This window comes from Termitidicoccus mucosus (assembly GCF_038725785.1).
GTDB classification, from domain to species: Bacteria; Verrucomicrobiota; Verrucomicrobiia; order Opitutales; family Opitutaceae; genus Termitidicoccus; species Termitidicoccus mucosus.
In genome coordinates, this window is record NZ_CP109796.1 from 1665333 (window position 1) to 1680842 (window position 15510).

Annotated in this window: 13 protein-coding genes; 4 read left to right on the plus strand and 9 right to left on the minus strand. The window is 65.6% G+C overall.

The features are described 5' to 3' along the window. Positions 1-11 precede the first annotated feature (11 nt). The 5 genes from OH491_RS05580 to OH491_RS05600 form a co-directional block, all read right to left on the minus strand. Positions 12-1751, minus strand: coding sequence for an NAD(P)H-hydrate dehydratase (locus OH491_RS05580; protein ID WP_334319550.1), 1740 nt, complete (start codon positions 1749-1751; stop codon positions 12-14). Beyond that, positions 1748-2437: a hypothetical protein gene (locus tag OH491_RS05585; RefSeq protein WP_068771939.1), complete on the minus strand. Its 690-nt coding sequence runs from the start codon at positions 2435-2437 to the stop codon at positions 1748-1750. The genes OH491_RS05580 and OH491_RS05585 overlap by 4 nt, the downstream gene beginning before the upstream one ends. A gap of 197 nt (positions 2438-2634) precedes the next feature. After that, entirely contained in the window at positions 2635-3426 is a 792-nt protein-coding gene (locus OH491_RS05590) for a DUF5131 family protein (RefSeq protein ID WP_068771938.1), read from the minus strand. A gap of 32 nt (positions 3427-3458) precedes the next feature. Continuing rightward, a complete protein-coding gene (gene acpS, locus OH491_RS05595; RefSeq protein ID WP_068771937.1) occupies positions 3459-3887 on the minus strand; it encodes a holo-ACP synthase in 429 nt (142 codons plus the stop codon). A 117-nt stretch (positions 3888-4004) separates the two neighbouring features. Further along, a complete protein-coding gene (locus OH491_RS05600) occupies positions 4005-4751 on the minus strand; it encodes a pyridoxine 5'-phosphate synthase (protein WP_068771936.1) in 747 nt (248 codons plus the stop codon). 112 nt (positions 4752-4863) lie between these two features. Between OH491_RS05600 and OH491_RS05605 the strand changes: the two genes are divergently transcribed. From OH491_RS05605 to OH491_RS05615, 3 genes are all read left to right on the plus strand, one after another. After that, positions 4864-5634, plus strand: coding sequence for a VC0807 family protein (locus tag OH491_RS05605; protein ID WP_334319549.1), 771 nt, complete (start codon positions 4864-4866; stop codon positions 5632-5634). Between the two features lie 96 nt (positions 5635-5730). Next, the gene (locus tag OH491_RS05610; protein WP_068771935.1) at positions 5731-6756 is read left to right on the plus strand and encodes a hemolysin family protein; all 1026 of its coding nucleotides are present in this window, start codon (positions 5731-5733) and stop codon (positions 6754-6756) included. 187 nt (positions 6757-6943) lie between these two features. Next, a complete protein-coding gene (locus OH491_RS05615; RefSeq protein ID WP_084442468.1) occupies positions 6944-8194 on the plus strand; it encodes an alginate lyase family protein in 1251 nt (416 codons plus the stop codon). Positions 8195-8317: 123 nt separating this feature from the next. Here OH491_RS05615 and OH491_RS05620 read toward each other — a convergent pair whose 3' ends face one another. From OH491_RS05620 to OH491_RS05630, 3 genes are all read right to left on the minus strand, one after another. Next, positions 8318-9208: a carbohydrate kinase family protein gene (locus OH491_RS05620; RefSeq protein ID WP_068771934.1), complete on the minus strand. Its 891-nt coding sequence runs from the start codon at positions 9206-9208 to the stop codon at positions 8318-8320. A 305-nt stretch (positions 9209-9513) separates the two neighbouring features. Continuing rightward, positions 9514-10893: a sugar porter family MFS transporter gene (locus OH491_RS05625; protein ID WP_068771933.1), complete on the minus strand. Its 1380-nt coding sequence runs from the start codon at positions 10891-10893 to the stop codon at positions 9514-9516. Between the two features lie 94 nt (positions 10894-10987). Then, positions 10988-13360 (minus strand): GH32 C-terminal domain-containing protein, encoded by a 2373-nt coding sequence (locus tag OH491_RS05630; RefSeq protein WP_068771932.1) that lies wholly within the window; start codon positions 13358-13360, stop codon positions 10988-10990. 109 nt (positions 13361-13469) lie between these two features. On the opposite strand from OH491_RS05630, the gene OH491_RS05635 reads away from it, so the two are divergent. Beyond that, positions 13470-14639: a GntR family transcriptional regulator gene (locus OH491_RS05635; protein WP_068771931.1), complete on the plus strand. Its 1170-nt coding sequence runs from the start codon at positions 13470-13472 to the stop codon at positions 14637-14639. Between the two features lie 184 nt (positions 14640-14823). Here OH491_RS05635 and OH491_RS05640 read toward each other — a convergent pair whose 3' ends face one another. Beyond that, positions 14824-15378, minus strand: a complete 555-nt coding sequence (locus OH491_RS05640; RefSeq protein WP_068771930.1) for a flavoprotein — start codon at positions 15376-15378, stop codon at positions 14824-14826. Between the last annotated feature and the right edge of the window lie 132 nt (positions 15379-15510).

Sequence of the window (15510 nt, forward strand, 5' to 3'; positions counted from 1 at the left end):
GTTGTTACTTGCTACTTGCCACTTGTTACTTTGCCGGCGGCGGCGGCCGGCACGTCTTCGCGAAGGACGCCGGCGAGATGATCGAGGAGCTGGGTGATGTTGACGGCGCGCTGGCCTTGCGCGCGGGCGAGGCGGTCGGCGGCGAGGCCGTGCCAGACGGCGCCGCGGCAGGCGGCGAGAAGCGGTTGCGCGGGCTCCTGCGCGAGCAGGCCGCCGATGAGCCCGGCGAGCAGGTCGCCGCTGCCTCCGCGCGCAAGCACGGGGCCGCCGAAAAGCGAGTGATGCGTGGTCGCGCCGCCGTCGTTGATGCGCGTGACCGGCCCCTTGAGGACGGTGACCGCGCCCGCCCCCGGAAGCGCCGCCGCGATGCGCGCAAATTCGCCGACATGCGGAGTGAGAATGCGGGAGGCGGCGCCGGCGCCGACGATGGCGGGTTGAAGCGCGTCGGCGTCGAGCACAAGCGGGACGGCGGAGAGTTTTGCCAGATCGGCGGCCAGCGCGAGCGTCTCGGCCTCGCGGCCCAGCCCGGGGCCGACGAGCAGCGCGGTGGCGCGGTCGGCCCGCTCGCGGAAAAGGTGCGCGCCTTCGAGCGCAAGGCCGCCCTCGGGTGTCTCCGGCCAGGCAACCCACATCGCCTCCGGCGCCCTCGCGGCGCACGCGGCCGCCATCGTTTCCGGGACAAACACCGTGACGAGGCCCGCGCCGCTCCTCAGCGCCGCAAGCGCGGCCATGATCACCGCGCCGGGATAGCCGCGCGAGCCGCCGACAATAAAAAGGTGCCCGTAGTCGCGTTTGTCGGTGAGCGGCGACCGGAGGACGCGCAGCGGCGAGAGAACGGCGGGGGTGAGGATGGCCGCGGCGGGCGGGTCCGCAGGGACGGGGGAAGGGTTTGCAGTGTTGTCCCAAAAGCCCAGGTCGAGGTAACGCAACCGGCCGACCGCGGCGCGGTTTTCTTCGGCCAGCGCGGGTGATTTCACGATGCCGGTGGCGTAGGTGAAATCGGCCAGGAAAACATCGGGCGTGCCCAGTCCGCTGGGCAAATCGACGGCGGCGCGCAGGCGGGCGGGCGACGCGTTCACGCGCGCGAGGAGCGCGGCGATCCGCGGTTCGACGGGCGGGCGGAACTGAAAGCCGAAAATGCCGTCGAGGACGATGTCGAAGGGCGGACCGGGCAGGATGCTCGTAGGGCCTGACCTTGCGTCAGGCCGCGAATTTTCCCCGTCCGTCAATCGCGGCGCGACGCAAGGTCGCGCCCTACAAGGCGGCGCGTGCGAGAGCTCCCGCCACGCCCGCAGCGCAAGCGGGCGCAGCACGCGTTCGCCAAAAACGAGGCACGTCTCGATGCGGGCGCGCGGATGCTTTTCGTGAATGAATTTCGCGGCGAGGAGCGCGTCGCCGCCGTTGTGGCCTTTGCCCGCAAGCACGAGGATGCGCGGCTCCGGCGGGAGCGGGCCGATCTCGTCAAAGTCGCGCAGCACCGCGGCGGCGATGGCGCGGGCGGCCTGCTGCATCGCCGCCCACTCGCGGGACTCGTCGCCGCCAAACAAGGCCGCCTCGAAGCGCGCGGCGTCGGCGGGCGAAAGCGCGGGGTGCGAGGTGGCGGCAAGGCCGGGGGGCATGGTGACGGCAGGACTGGGAGCGCGGACATTCTTGTCCGCAATTTTGTCCGCGGCTTCGCCCGCGATTTCGCGGGCAGGAATGCCCGCGCTCCCATGAGTCACGCTGGTGGATTTGTTGGCGGGCGCGGTCATTGGGCGTTGGCGGGCGGCGGCGTGGACGGCGGCTCACCGGAGCCGGAAAAGCTTTTTTCGACAATGTCGTTTGGATTCGGCGCGGACGCGGGCGGCGGTGTTGCGATGGTGGTTGTCGGGATTATTGTCGGGGACGTGGCCGGTAGCAGCAACGATGGCGCGGGGGGCCGGCTCCGCCACGTGTCCTGGCGCTGTTGCCTGCGGCGTTCCTGATAGGAGGCGGGTTCGGTGAGCCGGATGGGGGCGTTTGGATCGACGCCCTCGGTGAGCACGGGGCGCGTGAGGCGGTCGAGCAGGCGGTAATAATAAGTGTCGCCGTTGCGCAGCACCTCGACGCCGGTGCTGTAGCTCTGTGTCGCGGGATTCCAGAGCACGATCTCGGTGAGGTCGTGCTCCCAGACGGCGCTTGCGCCGTGGGCGCGAAACACCGCGTCGATGGCGAACAGGCTCATATGCGGGTCGTTTTTCGCCGACGCGGGCGGTTTGCCGTCCGGTGTTTTCGCCGGGGACGGAGCGGGGGCGGACACGGCGGGAGGCGCCTTTTGCCTCTGTTTTTTTCCGCGCTGCTCCTCGAAAAAGCTCTGCACGCCGTAGAACCCGATGCCGCCGAGCACCACGCCGAGCATGATCCAGGAGGGAACCTTGGAGAGTTTGTCGCGCGAGGATTGGGGGGCTTGGGCTGACATGTGTCTTTTGGATTTATGAGAAACGGCGGCCCCGCGGCGAGGCATGCGGGCGACTCGAAGAAAAGCATGGGAGGCACGCGCTGGCAAACCCGTGCTTTCGGAAAAATCGTCCGCGGATGCGCTTCCAAGGCCCAGGCGCCCTGCCGCGATTCGCATTCCTGATTTCGCATTTTGCGAGCCACATTTTTCAACAGCCGTTATTTCCCCGGCTTCCTCCGGTAATCCAATCCCGCCTTTTTGGCCTGGCTGTGCTGCAACCGGCGTTCGATGTGATACACGCGCCCGTCTTTGACAAACACCGCGCCGGTTTGCTTGAACGCGAAGCTGACGTTGGCCCGCTCGCATTGCCCGCGCAACGACACAAGCCACTCGTGGCGGCAGGGCCGCGCCGCCGGGCCGGACTCGCCGCCGGCGATCACCTCCTCGATGCCGTCGTCCAGCCACGGGGAAATGTCCATCGCCGTCAGGAGCGGCTCGTGGATGATGATTTTGTGCCTGAGCGGGCAGCGTTTGAAAAACGGCAGCCGAAAGTCCGCCTGCCGCTGGCTTTCGCAAGTCGCGCCGACGGTCACATTATCGTAGCCGTCGCCCCAGTCGGGCGGCAGGCAGTCCGTGAAACGCTCGATGCGCTTGGTCAAAAAAAGGAAATGACAGTCGGCGCGCTCGCGCATCACCGCCCACGCCTCCTGGCGCCAGGCGTCGCAGTGCGGGTGCAAAAAATCGGAGGTGAAACAGGTGTAGAAAAACGAGCCCGGCGGAAACACATGGGCGCCAGCCTTGTTTCGCTGGACGGGCAGGAGAAAGTCGCGTGTCTTGCGGATGGCGGTGCTGTCGATGCCGTGCAGGGCGTCGCGGCGAAAGACGTAGCAGTTCAGGCACCCCTCACTATGCCGGGTGCAGCCGTGCCAGAGGTTCCAGAGCGCCGTCCTCGGCGGGCGCCGGAGGACCGGGAGGGCGTCGTCCTCAAACAAGAGATATTGCCCGGTCATGGAAATGGTGCGCCCTCCAAGGCCCGCGGGCCTCAAGGTTGCTCGCGCACGAGCGCCGCGACGGCCATGGCGGCGGTGTCCGTGTGCGAAAGCGTGAGCAGGATCCGCGTCGCGCCGGCGCGGCGAAGAAGCGCCTCGCCGGCCGCGTCGAGACGGACCAGCGGCTCGTGGCGCGCGCCGTGATAGACCGATATCGAATGCCAGCCGAGTTCCGCCCCGATGCCGGTGGTGAACGCCTTCGACACCGCCTCTTTCGCGGCGAAGCGGGCCGCGAGGTGCTTGTGCGGATGCTTGATGGCGAGGCAGTAGCCGAGTTCCTCGTCCGTGAAGACGCGCCGGAGAAAACGCTCGCCCTGCCGTTCGTGCACGCCGCGGATGCGGTCAATGTCCACGATGTCCGCCCCGAGCCCGACGAGGAGGCCGCCGGGGGGAAGGGTGAGCGCGGGGAGTGGAGCGGACATGATCGGTTCAGTTTCTTTCTCTTTATTCTTTATCTTTCCTCTTTCTCTTTTTGAAACCGATGGAGCCGCGTGAAAAGAAAGAGGATAGATAAAGAATAAAGAAAAAGATGGAATGGGTTATCCGTTCATCCGCCTCTTCATTTCCCGCACGGCCTCGTCGATGCCGGCAAAGAGCGCGCGGCTGATGATGCTGTGGCCGATGTTGAGCTCGTGCAGATGCGGGAGCGCGCGCACTTCGGCGATGTTGACGTAGTTGATGCCGTGGCCGGCATTGACGACGAGCCCGCTGTCATGCGCGAGCGCCGCGCCGACGGCGAGGCGCTTGTATTCGGCGGCGCGGGCGCGCGCGTCGTAATACGCGTTGGCGTAGGCGCCGGTGTGCAGCTCGATCCACGGGGCGCGGAGTTTCGCGGCGAGTTCGATCTGCGCGGGATCGGGGTCGATGAAAAGGCTCGTGCTGATGCCCGCTGTATTCATCGCTTCGATACACGCGGCCACGCGGTCGCGCCCGCCGGCGACATCGAGCCCGCCCTCGGTCGTGACCTCCTCGCGGCTTTCGGGCACGAGGCAGACGGACTCGGGGCGGAGCTTCAGGGCGAACTCCGTCATCGCGGGCGTGCAGGCCATTTCGAGGTTAAGGCGCGTCGCGGTGGTTTCGCGCAAACGCCACACGTCGCGCTCCTGGATGTGGCGGCGGTCCTCGCGCAGGTGCACGGTGATGCCGTCCGCCCCCGCGCGCTCCGCCATGACCGCGAGCATGACGGGATCGGGTTCCACGGCGCCGCCGGCCGTCGCGGCTACCTGCCGATAACGCGCCTGCCGCACGGTGGCGCAGTGGTCGATGTTTACTCCGAGCAGAATCATGTCGCCAGCACACAGCAACGCAGCCGCCAAGAAAACATGAAAAGCATGCGAATCGGAAATATTCTTCCTGACGCGGGCCGCGCAGTCGTGCAACGTGGCCGCCTCCCTTTTCATGCCGACGACTCCCGAATCCACCGACTCCGCCAACGCCCTCCCCCGCCCCGTCGCGGCGGCGGCCGCCGCCGCTCCCGCCCAGCCCAGACGCGAGAATCTGCTGCTCAACATCATCTGCAACATCGCCGTGCCGTCACTGATCCTGATGAAATTCAGCTCGGAGCGCTGGCTCGGCCCGGTCTGGGGCCTCGTCATCGCGCTGGCGTTTCCGGCCGGCTACGGGCTCTGGGATTTCGCGCGCAGGCGGCAGGCCAATTTCATCTCCATCATCGGATTTGCGAGCGTGCTGCTCACGGGCGGATTCGGGCTGCTGAAGCTCGACGGCTTCTGGTTTGCGGTCAAGGAGGCGGCCGTTCCCTCCGTGATCGGCCTGTTTGTGCTGCTGTCCGCGCGCACAAAACGCCCGCTGGTGAAAACCATCATCTACAACGACCAGGTGCTCGACACCGCGCGCGTGGACACGGCGCTGGCGGAACGCGGACGCCAGCGCGATTTCGAAAACCTGCTGGCCCGCTCCAGCCGCGCGCTGGCGGGCACGTTTCTGGTCAGCGCGATCCTGAACTTCGGACTCGCACGCTACCTCCTGAAAAGTCCGCCCGGCACGGAGGCGTTCAACGCGGAACTCGGCCGGATGAACATCTGGAGCTGGCCCATCATCGTGCTGCCCAGCATGGTCATGCTGATGTTCGTGCTGTGGAAACTCATCGGCGGCATCCAGCGCCTGACCGGTCTGGAACAGGAGCAGATTTTCCGCGGCGGCAAAAAATGAGGCGCCCGCCCCGGCCCGCGCGCAGTCCGTCCGCCCGAGAAGGATTTTGATCGAAGAAACCGGTCCGCCTGCCACCATGAGCGACCTCACCCCATCATGATAGCCTTCATTCTCGCCATTGCCCTCACGCTCGGCTGCTCCTTTTTCTGCTCGATGCTTGAGGCGATGATCCTCAGCACCACGGAGGCCGAAATCGAATCGCTCAAGCAGGCCAAAAGGCAGCGCGGGGAAATTCTGGAAAAATTGAAGGCGCGCCTCGACGAGACCATCTCGGCCATCCTCACGCTCAACACCATCGCCAACACCCTCGGCTCCGTCATCATCGGCGGCATCGCCGCGCACCTCTTCGGCCACGCCATCCTCGGTGTCGTCTCGGTCGCGCTGACGCTCTCCATTCTGATTTTCTCCGAGGTCATCCCCAAAAACATCGGCGTCGCCTATCGCCGCGGGCTCCAGCCGGTGTTTGCCTATCCGTTGTTCCTGATGTGCCGCGCGCTCCGGCCGGTGACATGGCTCTGCAACCTCATCGTCCGCCTCGTCGTGCGCCAGCCCGTGCAACACACCAATTCGGGGCAGGAAATCATCCTTCTGGCCCGGCGCGGCGCGCAGCAAGGCACCCTCACCGCAAACGAATCCAGCCTCATCGCCAACGCGCTCTCGCTCGACGACGTGCGGGTGGACGAGATCATGACGCCGCGCACGGTCGTCACGGCCCTGCCGAAAAAAGCCACCATCGCCGACGTGTTCCGCGAGTTTCCCAACCTCCCCTTCGGACGCATGCCCGTTTACGGCCGGAACATCGACGACATCGCCGGCATCGCGCGCCGCCGCGACCTGCTCAAGGCCAAGGCCAACGACCGCGACGCCGACCTAGTGGAAAAGCACATGCAGGAGGCGCATTTCATCCCCGAAACCATCACCGCCGCCGCCGCGCTCCAGGTTTTTCTGAAGACACACCAGCAGATGATGATCGTCGTGGACGAATTCGGCTCAACCAGCGGCGTGCTGACGATGGAGGATGTGATCGAGCATCTCCTCGGCCGCGAGATTTTCGAGCGGGACGACATCGCCGTGGACATGCGCGAACTCGCCCGCGCAAAGCTGCGCCGGGCCAAAAAATAACGGCGCCGTCGGCACGGCCCGCCTCCCGTTTGTGGCGGCGCGGCAGGAAACGCGACAGCACGCGGCGCGACATCAACATTTTCGCCACACCCCGCGCCTGGCAACCTGCGCTTTTATGTCGTGACCCGCCGGGTTTAATCGACACCGTCACCGTTTTGTGCAACGTTTTACTTCCTCATTCACCACCATGCGTTCCCCTGCCCGCCCGTTCCTCCTCGCCGCGTTCGCCTTTTGCTCGCTGTGCCTCGCGCCCGCGCGCATCGCCGCCGCCGATGCCAGCCCACCCTTGCCCGACATCCAAGGCGCCGATCCCGCCGTCCTCGCCGCCGCGCGCGAGCGCATCCGCGCCGGCGACACCTCGCTCAAACCCGCCTTCGATCGCCTCCTTCGCGACGCCGAAAAAGCCCTCGCTCTCAAACCCGCCTCGGTCCTCGACAAAACCAAGATCGCCGACTCCCGCGACCCGCACGACTATTTCAGCCTCGGCCCCTATTGGTGGCCGGATTCCGCGAAACCCGGCGGGCTTCCCTACATCCGCCGCGACGGCGAGGTGAACCCCGAAAGCAAAACCGGCACCGACGCGCCCGCGTTCGCCCGCACCTGCAAGACCGTCGAACTCCTCGGCCTCGCCTACTACTTTACCGGCAAAACCGCCTGCGCCGAAAAAGCCGCGCAACTCACCCGCGTCTGGTTCCTTGACCCCGCCACGCGCATGAACCCCAACCTCACCTACGCGCAAGGCATCCCCGGCCGCGCCGCCTCGCGCGGCACCGGCATTCTCGAATCGCGCCATCTCGCATCGCTCACCGACGGCCTCGCGCTCATCGACGGCAGCCCCGCGTGGACCGCCGACGACCGGGCCGCGATGCGCGCCTGGCTCGAAACCTTTTATGCGTGGCTCACCACGAGCAAAAACGGCCGCGACGAGGCCGCCGCCGAAAACAACCACGGCACCTGGTATGACGTGCAGGCCGCGCATCTCGAACTCGCGCTGGGCAAAAAAGAAGCCGCGCTCAAGCGCATCAAGAAACAGATCCCCGCCCGCGTCGCCGCGCAGATCAAAGCTGACGGACGCCAGCCCCACGAACTCGCCCGCACCAATTCGCTCGGCTACTCCCTCTTCAACCTCGAAGCCCTCGCCGCCCTCGCGCAACTCGGCGAACGCGCCGGCTGGCCCGAGGGCTGGAGCCACGCCGCCAAGGACGGACGCGGCATCCGCGCCGCGCTCGCCTACGTCGCGCCCTACATCGACCCGGCCAGGACCTGGCCGAAAAAAGATCTCAAGCCCGGCGACACCGACCGCATCGCCCCGCTCCTCCGCGCCTTTCTCGCCCGCCAGAGCGACGCGTCGCTCCTCGCCCTCTACGAAAAATTCGGCGACACTCCGGAAAACAAAGCCGCCCGCTGGCAGCTTCTTCTGCCGCCGCCGCGCAAATGAGGCCGCCGCCTCGTGTCCGAAATTCACAACAAGCCCGGCCTTGCAGCCGATGCGATGCAACCTATGGGTTACATCACCGGCAACGCTTGGCCTGTCTTTTGGCCGGGCAATCCAATTACGGCCTTATTCCGCCGGCAGCCATGCGCCGGCGTTGCCACAGACACGCGCGGCCAGATCGCTGCCGAGCTTCGCCGCCTCGGCATATGACAATCCGCGCAGGCATCCGCACAAAAACCCGGCCGAAAACGCATCCCCGGCGCCCACCGTGTCCACGATTTTTTCGGCGGGCGAGGCCGGCACCTCGACGGGCTCCATGCCCGCCTCGTAAATCACTGCGCCCCGCGGCCCTTTTGTCAGCAACACCACGCGCACCGGCCAGCGTTCGCCCATGGCGGCGGCGAAACCGGCCTCGTCGCCGCCGGGCAATCCCAGCCACTTCGCCATGAGCGGAAGCTCCTCGTTGTTCAGCTTGAGCACGTCCGTGCGCGCCAGCGACTCGCGCACGGTTTCCACCGACGGCCAGGGCTGTCGCAGATTCACGTCAAAAAAACGCAGGCACCCGCGCGGCGCCAGTGCGAGCAGCGAGCGCACGGTTTCGCGGGAACGCGCCGAGCGCTGCGCCAGCGAGCCAAAATAAAACGCCCCCGCCTCCGCCGCGACCGCGCGCGCCAGGGACGCATCGGCTATATGGTCCCAAGCCGCGTCCTCGCGGATATGATAACTCGGAATGCCCGCGCCGGACAATGTCACGTCCACGCCGCCGGTCGCCTTCCCCGCGATTTGCTGGATGCCATCCGCCGGGAAATCCCGCGCGCGCAGCCGGACGAGCATTTCGCGCCCCAATCCGTCATCGCCCACCGCGCTGACCAGCAGGCACTCGGCGCCGACCAAGTGCGCCATCACCGCCACGTTCGCGGATGCGCCGCCCGGCTTCGCGCCATCCGGCAGCATATCCCATAACAGCTCGCCGAAAACCAGAAGTTTTTTCCCATGAATGGGTGATTTAATTGTCATGACAAACGGTTTCTAGAAGGATCAATTTTTTGAACAAAAGGGGACAAAGGATATATTTTATATCATGGTCTTCTTGGTTTCCTTTGTTCTCTTCTGTTCAAAACAATGGTTCGGTTTTACTGTTCACAGATTGCATAGATTTCCACATTTAATAATTTATTTTTCAATCTGTGTTAATCTGTGGCCAGTTTAGTGGCCTCTTGTTTTTTGACAGAATGAACGGAATGAAATGGAATGGACAGAATGGTTTTTTAATTTTGTTCATTCTTTTAAATTTTGTTCATTCTGTCCAAATAATGGTTCGTTTATTTTACCGGCTGGTTTTGCCGGCCCGCCAGACGCGCCTGCATTTCCTCCAGCGGCACGCCTTTCGTTTCCGGGAACCAGCGCAGCACGACGATGATTTGCAGCAGCATCATGGCGGCGAAAAAATAAAACGGGATGCCCGCGCCGGGTTCCCCGGCATTTTTGGCGAACACCGGAAACAGCCAGGAGATCGCCGCCGCCATGATCCAATGCGTCGAGCTGCCCAGCGTCTGGCCTTTCGCCCGGACGGCGTTCGGAAAAATCTCGCTTATATAAACCCAGATCACCGCGCCCTGGCTGAACGCATGGCAGGCGATGTAGCCGATGAGCAGCCAGACCAGCGCACCGTGATATTGGTTGATGGTGAAAATCCACGCCACGCCCAGCAGGCAGACGCCCGTGCCGGCTGCGCCGGCGAGCAGGAGCGGCTTGCGCCCCACCCGGTCGATGACCGCCATGCCCAGCATGGTGAAGACGAGATTGGTCGCGCCGATGGCGACCGACTGCAAATCGCCGGAGACCTTGTCGAAACCCGCCATGCCGAAGATCGGGTTGAGATAATACAGAAGCGCGTTGATCCCGTCGAGCTGGTTGAACATCGCCACCGAGACCGCAAGAAAAACCGGCAGCGCGTAAATGCGCTGGAACAACGGCACGGACACCCGCCTTTGCCCCGCTTCCGCCTCCAGCGAGGCTTGGACCGCCGCGATCTGCGCGGCCGCGTCGGGCGCGCCGGTTTGCACAAACACATTTTCCGCCTCCCCGGGGCGGCCCGCCATGACCAGCCAGCGCGGACTCTCGGGGATGCCTTTCAAGAACAGCCAGAACGCCAGCGCGGGCGCGGCCTCCACGCCAAGCTTCCAGCGCCATTCGGCCGCGCCGAAGTCGAGCAGGCCGATGATATAATTCGACAGAAACGCCAGCAGGATGCCGAGCACGATATTGAATTGGAAAAACGCGCCCAGCCGCCCGCGCCATTGCGGAGGCGCGATTTCCGCCAGATACATCGGGCAGATCACCGTGGAGCCGCCGATGCCGAGCCCGCCGATGACGCGAAACACCACCAGCGACCAGAAATTCCACGCCACGGCGCAGCCGGCGGCGGACACAAAAAACAGCACGCCGGCCCATTGCAGGCAACGCTTGCGGCCGAGCCGGTCGCCGGGTTTCCCGGCGAAAAGCGCGCCGATGACCGTGCCGATGAGCGCCGACGCCGTCATGAAGCCCTGCATGAAGCCGTCCAGGTCGAACAATTCCTTGAGCTGGGACTGCGCGCCGGAGATGACGACGGTATCGAAACCAAACAAAAGGCCGCCGAGCGCGGCCACGAGGGAACAACGCAACAGGAATGAATTGGGTGCCGTGTTTTGGGAGGACATGGGGATGAAAAATGCGTTTTTATCGTTCTCGTTCTCTCATCCCGCTCCAAACGTAGTCCGAAAAACAAAAGGAGAAAAGAGAACGGGAATGATTTTATTGCGTCGGGTGCATGTCCCACACCTGGAGCTTTTCCACAATGACGGGCGCGCCCTCGGCGACGAGGGCGATGCCCGTCGCGTCGGGCCGGGTCGGGTAGATGCGCTGGGTGAGGCACTGGCGGTCGTTGACGAAGATTTCGACGATGCTCTTGTCTATAAACACGCGCAAATCCACCGGCTCGCCGGCAGCGAGGGCGAGCGGGGCGACCTGACGCGTCACGTAGCGCTCGCTTTCGGGGAACTTGTCCATATCGCGCGCACGCGGGTAGCGGACGCGCTGGTCGAGTGACGCCTTGGCGAGGTCGGTGGAGAGCGTGCGGTCGTCGAGGTCTATCCAAATGGGAAGTTGCTCCTCGCCGCCGAGCGACTGCCGGACGACGATCCCGAATTTTCCATGCGCGCCGGGGCGGATGCCGGCGCGGATTTCGAGGGTGTCGCCGGTGACGCCGGCCAGCGGCACCGCGCCGGAGACGTTGATGTTTTCAAACACGCGCTCGTTGTGGCGCAGCGTCTCCAACTCGGGCGCGGGCCGGATGCGCAGGGTGTTGTCGGGCGCGAGGCTGAGGATGCGCGGGAGCGAGGCGACGGAGGCCCATGCGTCGGAGGTGCGGAACACCTCGCGCACCCAGCCCCAGAAGACGCGGCGCCCCTGGCCGTCGAGCAATGTCTCGGGCGCGCAGAGCGACCCGCCGGGCCAGGTCATGCGTCCGTGTTGCTCGGGAAGGAATCGCTCGGCTTTTTTGTCCCAGACGCCTATGTAATAATGCGCTATGAACAACGGATTGTGGCCGTGCATGAGCAGCATGTGCCTGCCGTTGCCGATGGGGAAAAAGTCGGGGCAGGCGGCGTCCTCGATGACATCGGTCCATTTGCGGTCGGATTTATAAAACGGGCCGCAATACTCCCAGTTTATCAAATCGCTCGAACGATAAAGGCTGCTGCTGTCGCCCTCGTAACCGGGAGTTTGGTTTTTATTGCCGATGAGCGCGTAATAAGTGCCGTCGGCCTCGCGCCACGCGGAGGGATCGAAGACGCGCACCTCGGGCGGCGCGGTTTTCTCGGGGATGACGGGGTTGCGCGGGTGAGGCGTCCATTTTATCAATTCCGGGTCGTCGGGATTGTCGGCGGTGGCGATGCAGGTGCCGAGGTTTGGGACGTGATATATCAATGTGGGCACGGGTGCGTCGTTGACGGCGTCGCCGCTGTAGATGCCGCGCGGCATGGAGCCGTCGAAAACGGGCGCGACGGCGGGCGGGTGGTGAATCCAGTGGACGAGGTCGGCGCTGGAGGCGTGCAGCCAGATTTCACGAGGGCGCTCGGTGTCGCGCCCGTCGAGCACGGTGGCGGCGTCGGGCGCCTGCCGTCCGAGGAAAAAAACATGGTAGCGGCCCTTCCAATAAAGGGTGCCGTTGATGTCGTTCCAGAAGCCGTCGGGCGGCATGAGGTGGTAGCGCGGGCGGCGCGGGTCGGCGGCGAGCTTGGCGCGGAGGTCGCGGGCGGCGCGGAGCTGGTCGGCGGTGGTGAGGCCGTCCCTGCCGGTGACGGCCTCGACTTTCGCGCGGCGCGCGGGCAAGGCGGCGGCCGCGGTGACACCGGCGGCGCCGCCGGAGAGGGCGGTGATTTCCTCGTCGGAGAGGGCGCGGTCCCAGAGGGCGGCATGGTCAATTTCGCCGCGCAGGTTTTTGCCGATGAGCACCGGTTCGGTGTTTTCGCGGAGGCGTCCGGAGACGGTGGCGCTGGCGGCGGGCAGGCCGTTGATGAAGAGGGTGACGCGGGCGCCGTCGTAGCGGGCGATGATGTCGTGCCACGCACCGGCGGTGAGGGCGTCGCCCGGCGCGCGGATGCTGGCGGCGAGGCGTGGGGCGTTTTCCGTGCAAAACTCAAAGCCGACGGAGCCGTTGAGCGAGTAGAGGTTGAAGGTGGTTTTCTCGTGGCCGCTGCGCTTGCAAAACAGTTCGCCGTTGGGCAGGCGGACAGTGTCGGGCTTGACGCGGATGAGCAGGGTGAGACGGTCGCCGCGCGGCTGGAGGGCGGGGCCGGCGTCGAGGAAGCCACCGTCGAAACGCGCCGCGAGGCCGTCGCCGCCGCGTGCAAGCGAGGCGTCGCGCGCGACGGTGTCGAGGGCGCGGCCGAGGGCGACCTTGCCGGCGACGGCGGGCGAGGCACTGCCGGCGACACCGGCGGGGAGGTTGCGGGCGTCCATGTGCCACACGGCGAGGGCGTCGGCGAGGATGTCCCTCGGAGCGGGCGCGGCCGCGGCGACGGCACCGGCGAAAAGCAGCGCGCCGACGGCGGCGCTGGCGCGCAACAGGGGCGCGCGGTTGTGCCGCCGTCGCTGGCAGGAGGAGGGGAGGCAGAGCGTTGTCATGGGAAAAGGGGAACGCATTGTCACGACAGATTTGGCTCGCGCGCGCACCTGCCAATATCAAACCTGACCGGGCTGTCAGATTCCTGACAGGACAGGTTTATTACATGTCATGACCACGCCCGATCCCCAAAACGCCGCCGATTCCGGCGAGCCCAAATACCGCCTGATCGCCGCGCAGGTGCGCGCCAAAATCATGGCGGGGGACTACAACGGCGGGCGCCGCCTCCCCAGCGAGGCGGCGCTGGTGGCGCGCCATGGCGTGTCGCGTCCGACGGCGGCGCGGGCGTTGCAGGAACTGGTCAACGAAGGGCTGATCGAGCGTCGCGCGGGCATGGGCTCGTTTGTCGTGGAAAACCCGGTGCGCGGCGCCGCCCGGCGCGAACTCGGGCTGCTGACCCCGCAATGGGAAACGACGGAGATTTTTGAAAAAATCTGCGCCCAGCTTGCCGGACTCGCCCGCGCGCGCGACTTCGGCATGATTTGGGAAAACACCAAGGCGGTCACCGCGCCGCCCGCCGGGAAGGGCGCGAGGCGGGCCGGGACCGAGGCGGAAATCGCCGGGCGGCTCTGCGACGAGTTTATCAAGCGCAAGCTCGACGGCGTGTTTTTCGCGCCGCTGGAACTCTCGGCAAACCGGCGCGAAGTCAACCAGCGCATCGCCGGGCTGCTGCAACAGGCGGGCATCCCGGTCGTGCTGATTGACCGCGAACTGGCGGAGTTTCCGCAGCGCGGCGCCCTCGACCTCGCGAGCATGGACAATATCGCCGCCGGCAGCCTGCTCGCCTCGCATTTGCTGAAGCTGGGCTGCCGGCGCATCGCTTTTTTCACGCGTCCGCTTTCCGCGCCCACCGTGGCGGCGCGCATCGCGGGCGTGCGTGAGGCGATGGTGCGCGCGGGCGTCGGTGGCTGGGATGACGACGGCGTCATCGAGGGCGATCCGGCCGACGCGGCACTGGTCAGGCGCGCGCTCGTCCGCCGGCGCTGGGATGCGTGCGTGTGCGCCAACGACCGCACCGCCGCGCAACTCATGCAGACACTGCTGCGCCTCGGTGTGCGCGTGCCGCGCGACCTGCGCGTGGCCGGGTTCGACGACGCCAAATACGCCACGCTGGTCGCGGTGCCGCTGACGACGATTCACCAGCCGTGCGACGAGATCGCCGCGCTGGCCTTCGACGCGATGCTGCGCCGGCTGGCCAATCCGCTCGCCCCGCCCTGCGCCTTCCTGGCCACGCCGCGCCTCGTCGTGCGCGAATCCTGCGGCACGTATTTGCCGCGCTGATACAACGGCGCGCCGACGCCGGACGGACCGGATTGTTTTCTTTCTTCTTTCCTCTTTATCTTTCTCTTTCTTCCAGTCCTGCGGCTGGCGAAATCCGCGTGAATGAGGAAGAAAGAGAAAGATAAAGAGGAAAGAAGAAAGAGGGAGGCTGTCTTTCGCGGAATCCTTGCCGAAGGCGCGGCGTTTACTTCGCGAGGACTTTTTCCACGCGTTCGAGGATGCCCTCGACGGGCCAGAGGCGGCCGATGCCTTCGTAGCCGCAGGCAAGCATGCCTTCCTCCGGGCCGATGAAATCGACGCCGCGCGACCGGAGCGTCGCCACGTTCGCGACCGTCGCGGGGTGCGTCCACATCTTGCCGTTCATCGCCGGCGCGATGAGCACGGGCGCGCGGCAGACCAGATACATCGAGCCCAGATAATCGTGCGCGAGGCCGTGCGCGAATTGCGCGATCACGTCGGCGGTCGCGGGTGCGACGAGCATGAGGTCGGCCTTGTCGGCCAGCTCGATGTGCCCCGGTTGCCAGCCGTTGCCCTCGTCCCACAAATCCGCCGCGACGGGCTGGCGAGAGAGCGTTTGCAGGGTGAGCGGGGTGATGAATTTCTGCGCCGCCGCGGTCATCACGGGAAACACCTCCGCGCCGCGTTTGCGCAACTGGCTGGCAAGCTCGGCGGCCTTGTAGGCGGCGATGGAACCGGTGATGCCGAGGATGATTTTTTTGTCCTGCAACGAAAACGACATGCCGGAAAACAAATCACTGGTGGCGCGCCGCCGCAAGCGCCGATGACGGCGTCCCTCGCGGGCGGGAGCAACTCAAAGTGATGTCACCGCCGGAATCTTTCCTCTTTATTCTTTATCTTTCCTCTTTCTCCC

Bases quoted from the DNA above. Each gene is read 5' to 3' on its own strand.
- OH491_RS05580 (WP_334319550.1), bottom strand. From the start codon at position 1,751: ATGACCGCGCCCGCCAACAAATCCACCAGCGTGACTCATGGGAGCGCG.
- OH491_RS05585 (WP_068771939.1), bottom strand. From the start codon at position 2,437: ATGTCAGCCCAAGCCCCCCAATCCTCGCGCGACAAACTCTCCAAGGTT.
- OH491_RS05590 (WP_068771938.1), bottom strand. From the start codon at position 3,426: ATGACCGGGCAATATCTCTTGTTTGAGGACGACGCCCTCCCGGTCCTC.
- acpS (WP_068771937.1), bottom strand. From the start codon at position 3,887: ATGTCCGCTCCACTCCCCGCGCTCACCCTTCCCCCCGGCGGCCTCCTC.
- OH491_RS05600 (WP_068771936.1), bottom strand. From the start codon at position 4,751: ATGATTCTGCTCGGAGTAAACATCGACCACTGCGCCACCGTGCGGCAG.
- OH491_RS05605 (WP_334319549.1), top strand. From the start codon at position 4,864: ATGCCGACGACTCCCGAATCCACCGACTCCGCCAACGCCCTCCCCCGC.
- OH491_RS05610 (WP_068771935.1), top strand. From the start codon at position 5,731: ATGATAGCCTTCATTCTCGCCATTGCCCTCACGCTCGGCTGCTCCTTT.
- OH491_RS05615 (WP_084442468.1), top strand. From the start codon at position 6,944: ATGCGTTCCCCTGCCCGCCCGTTCCTCCTCGCCGCGTTCGCCTTTTGC.
- OH491_RS05620 (WP_068771934.1), bottom strand. From the start codon at position 9,208: ATGACAATTAAATCACCCATTCATGGGAAAAAACTTCTGGTTTTCGGC.
- OH491_RS05625 (WP_068771933.1), bottom strand. From the start codon at position 10,893: ATGTCCTCCCAAAACACGGCACCCAATTCATTCCTGTTGCGTTGTTCC.
- OH491_RS05630 (WP_068771932.1), bottom strand. From the start codon at position 13,360: ATGACAACGCTCTGCCTCCCCTCCTCCTGCCAGCGACGGCGGCACAAC.
- OH491_RS05635 (WP_068771931.1), top strand. From the start codon at position 13,470: ATGACCACGCCCGATCCCCAAAACGCCGCCGATTCCGGCGAGCCCAAA.
- OH491_RS05640 (WP_068771930.1), bottom strand. From the start codon at position 15,378: ATGTCGTTTTCGTTGCAGGACAAAAAAATCATCCTCGGCATCACCGGT.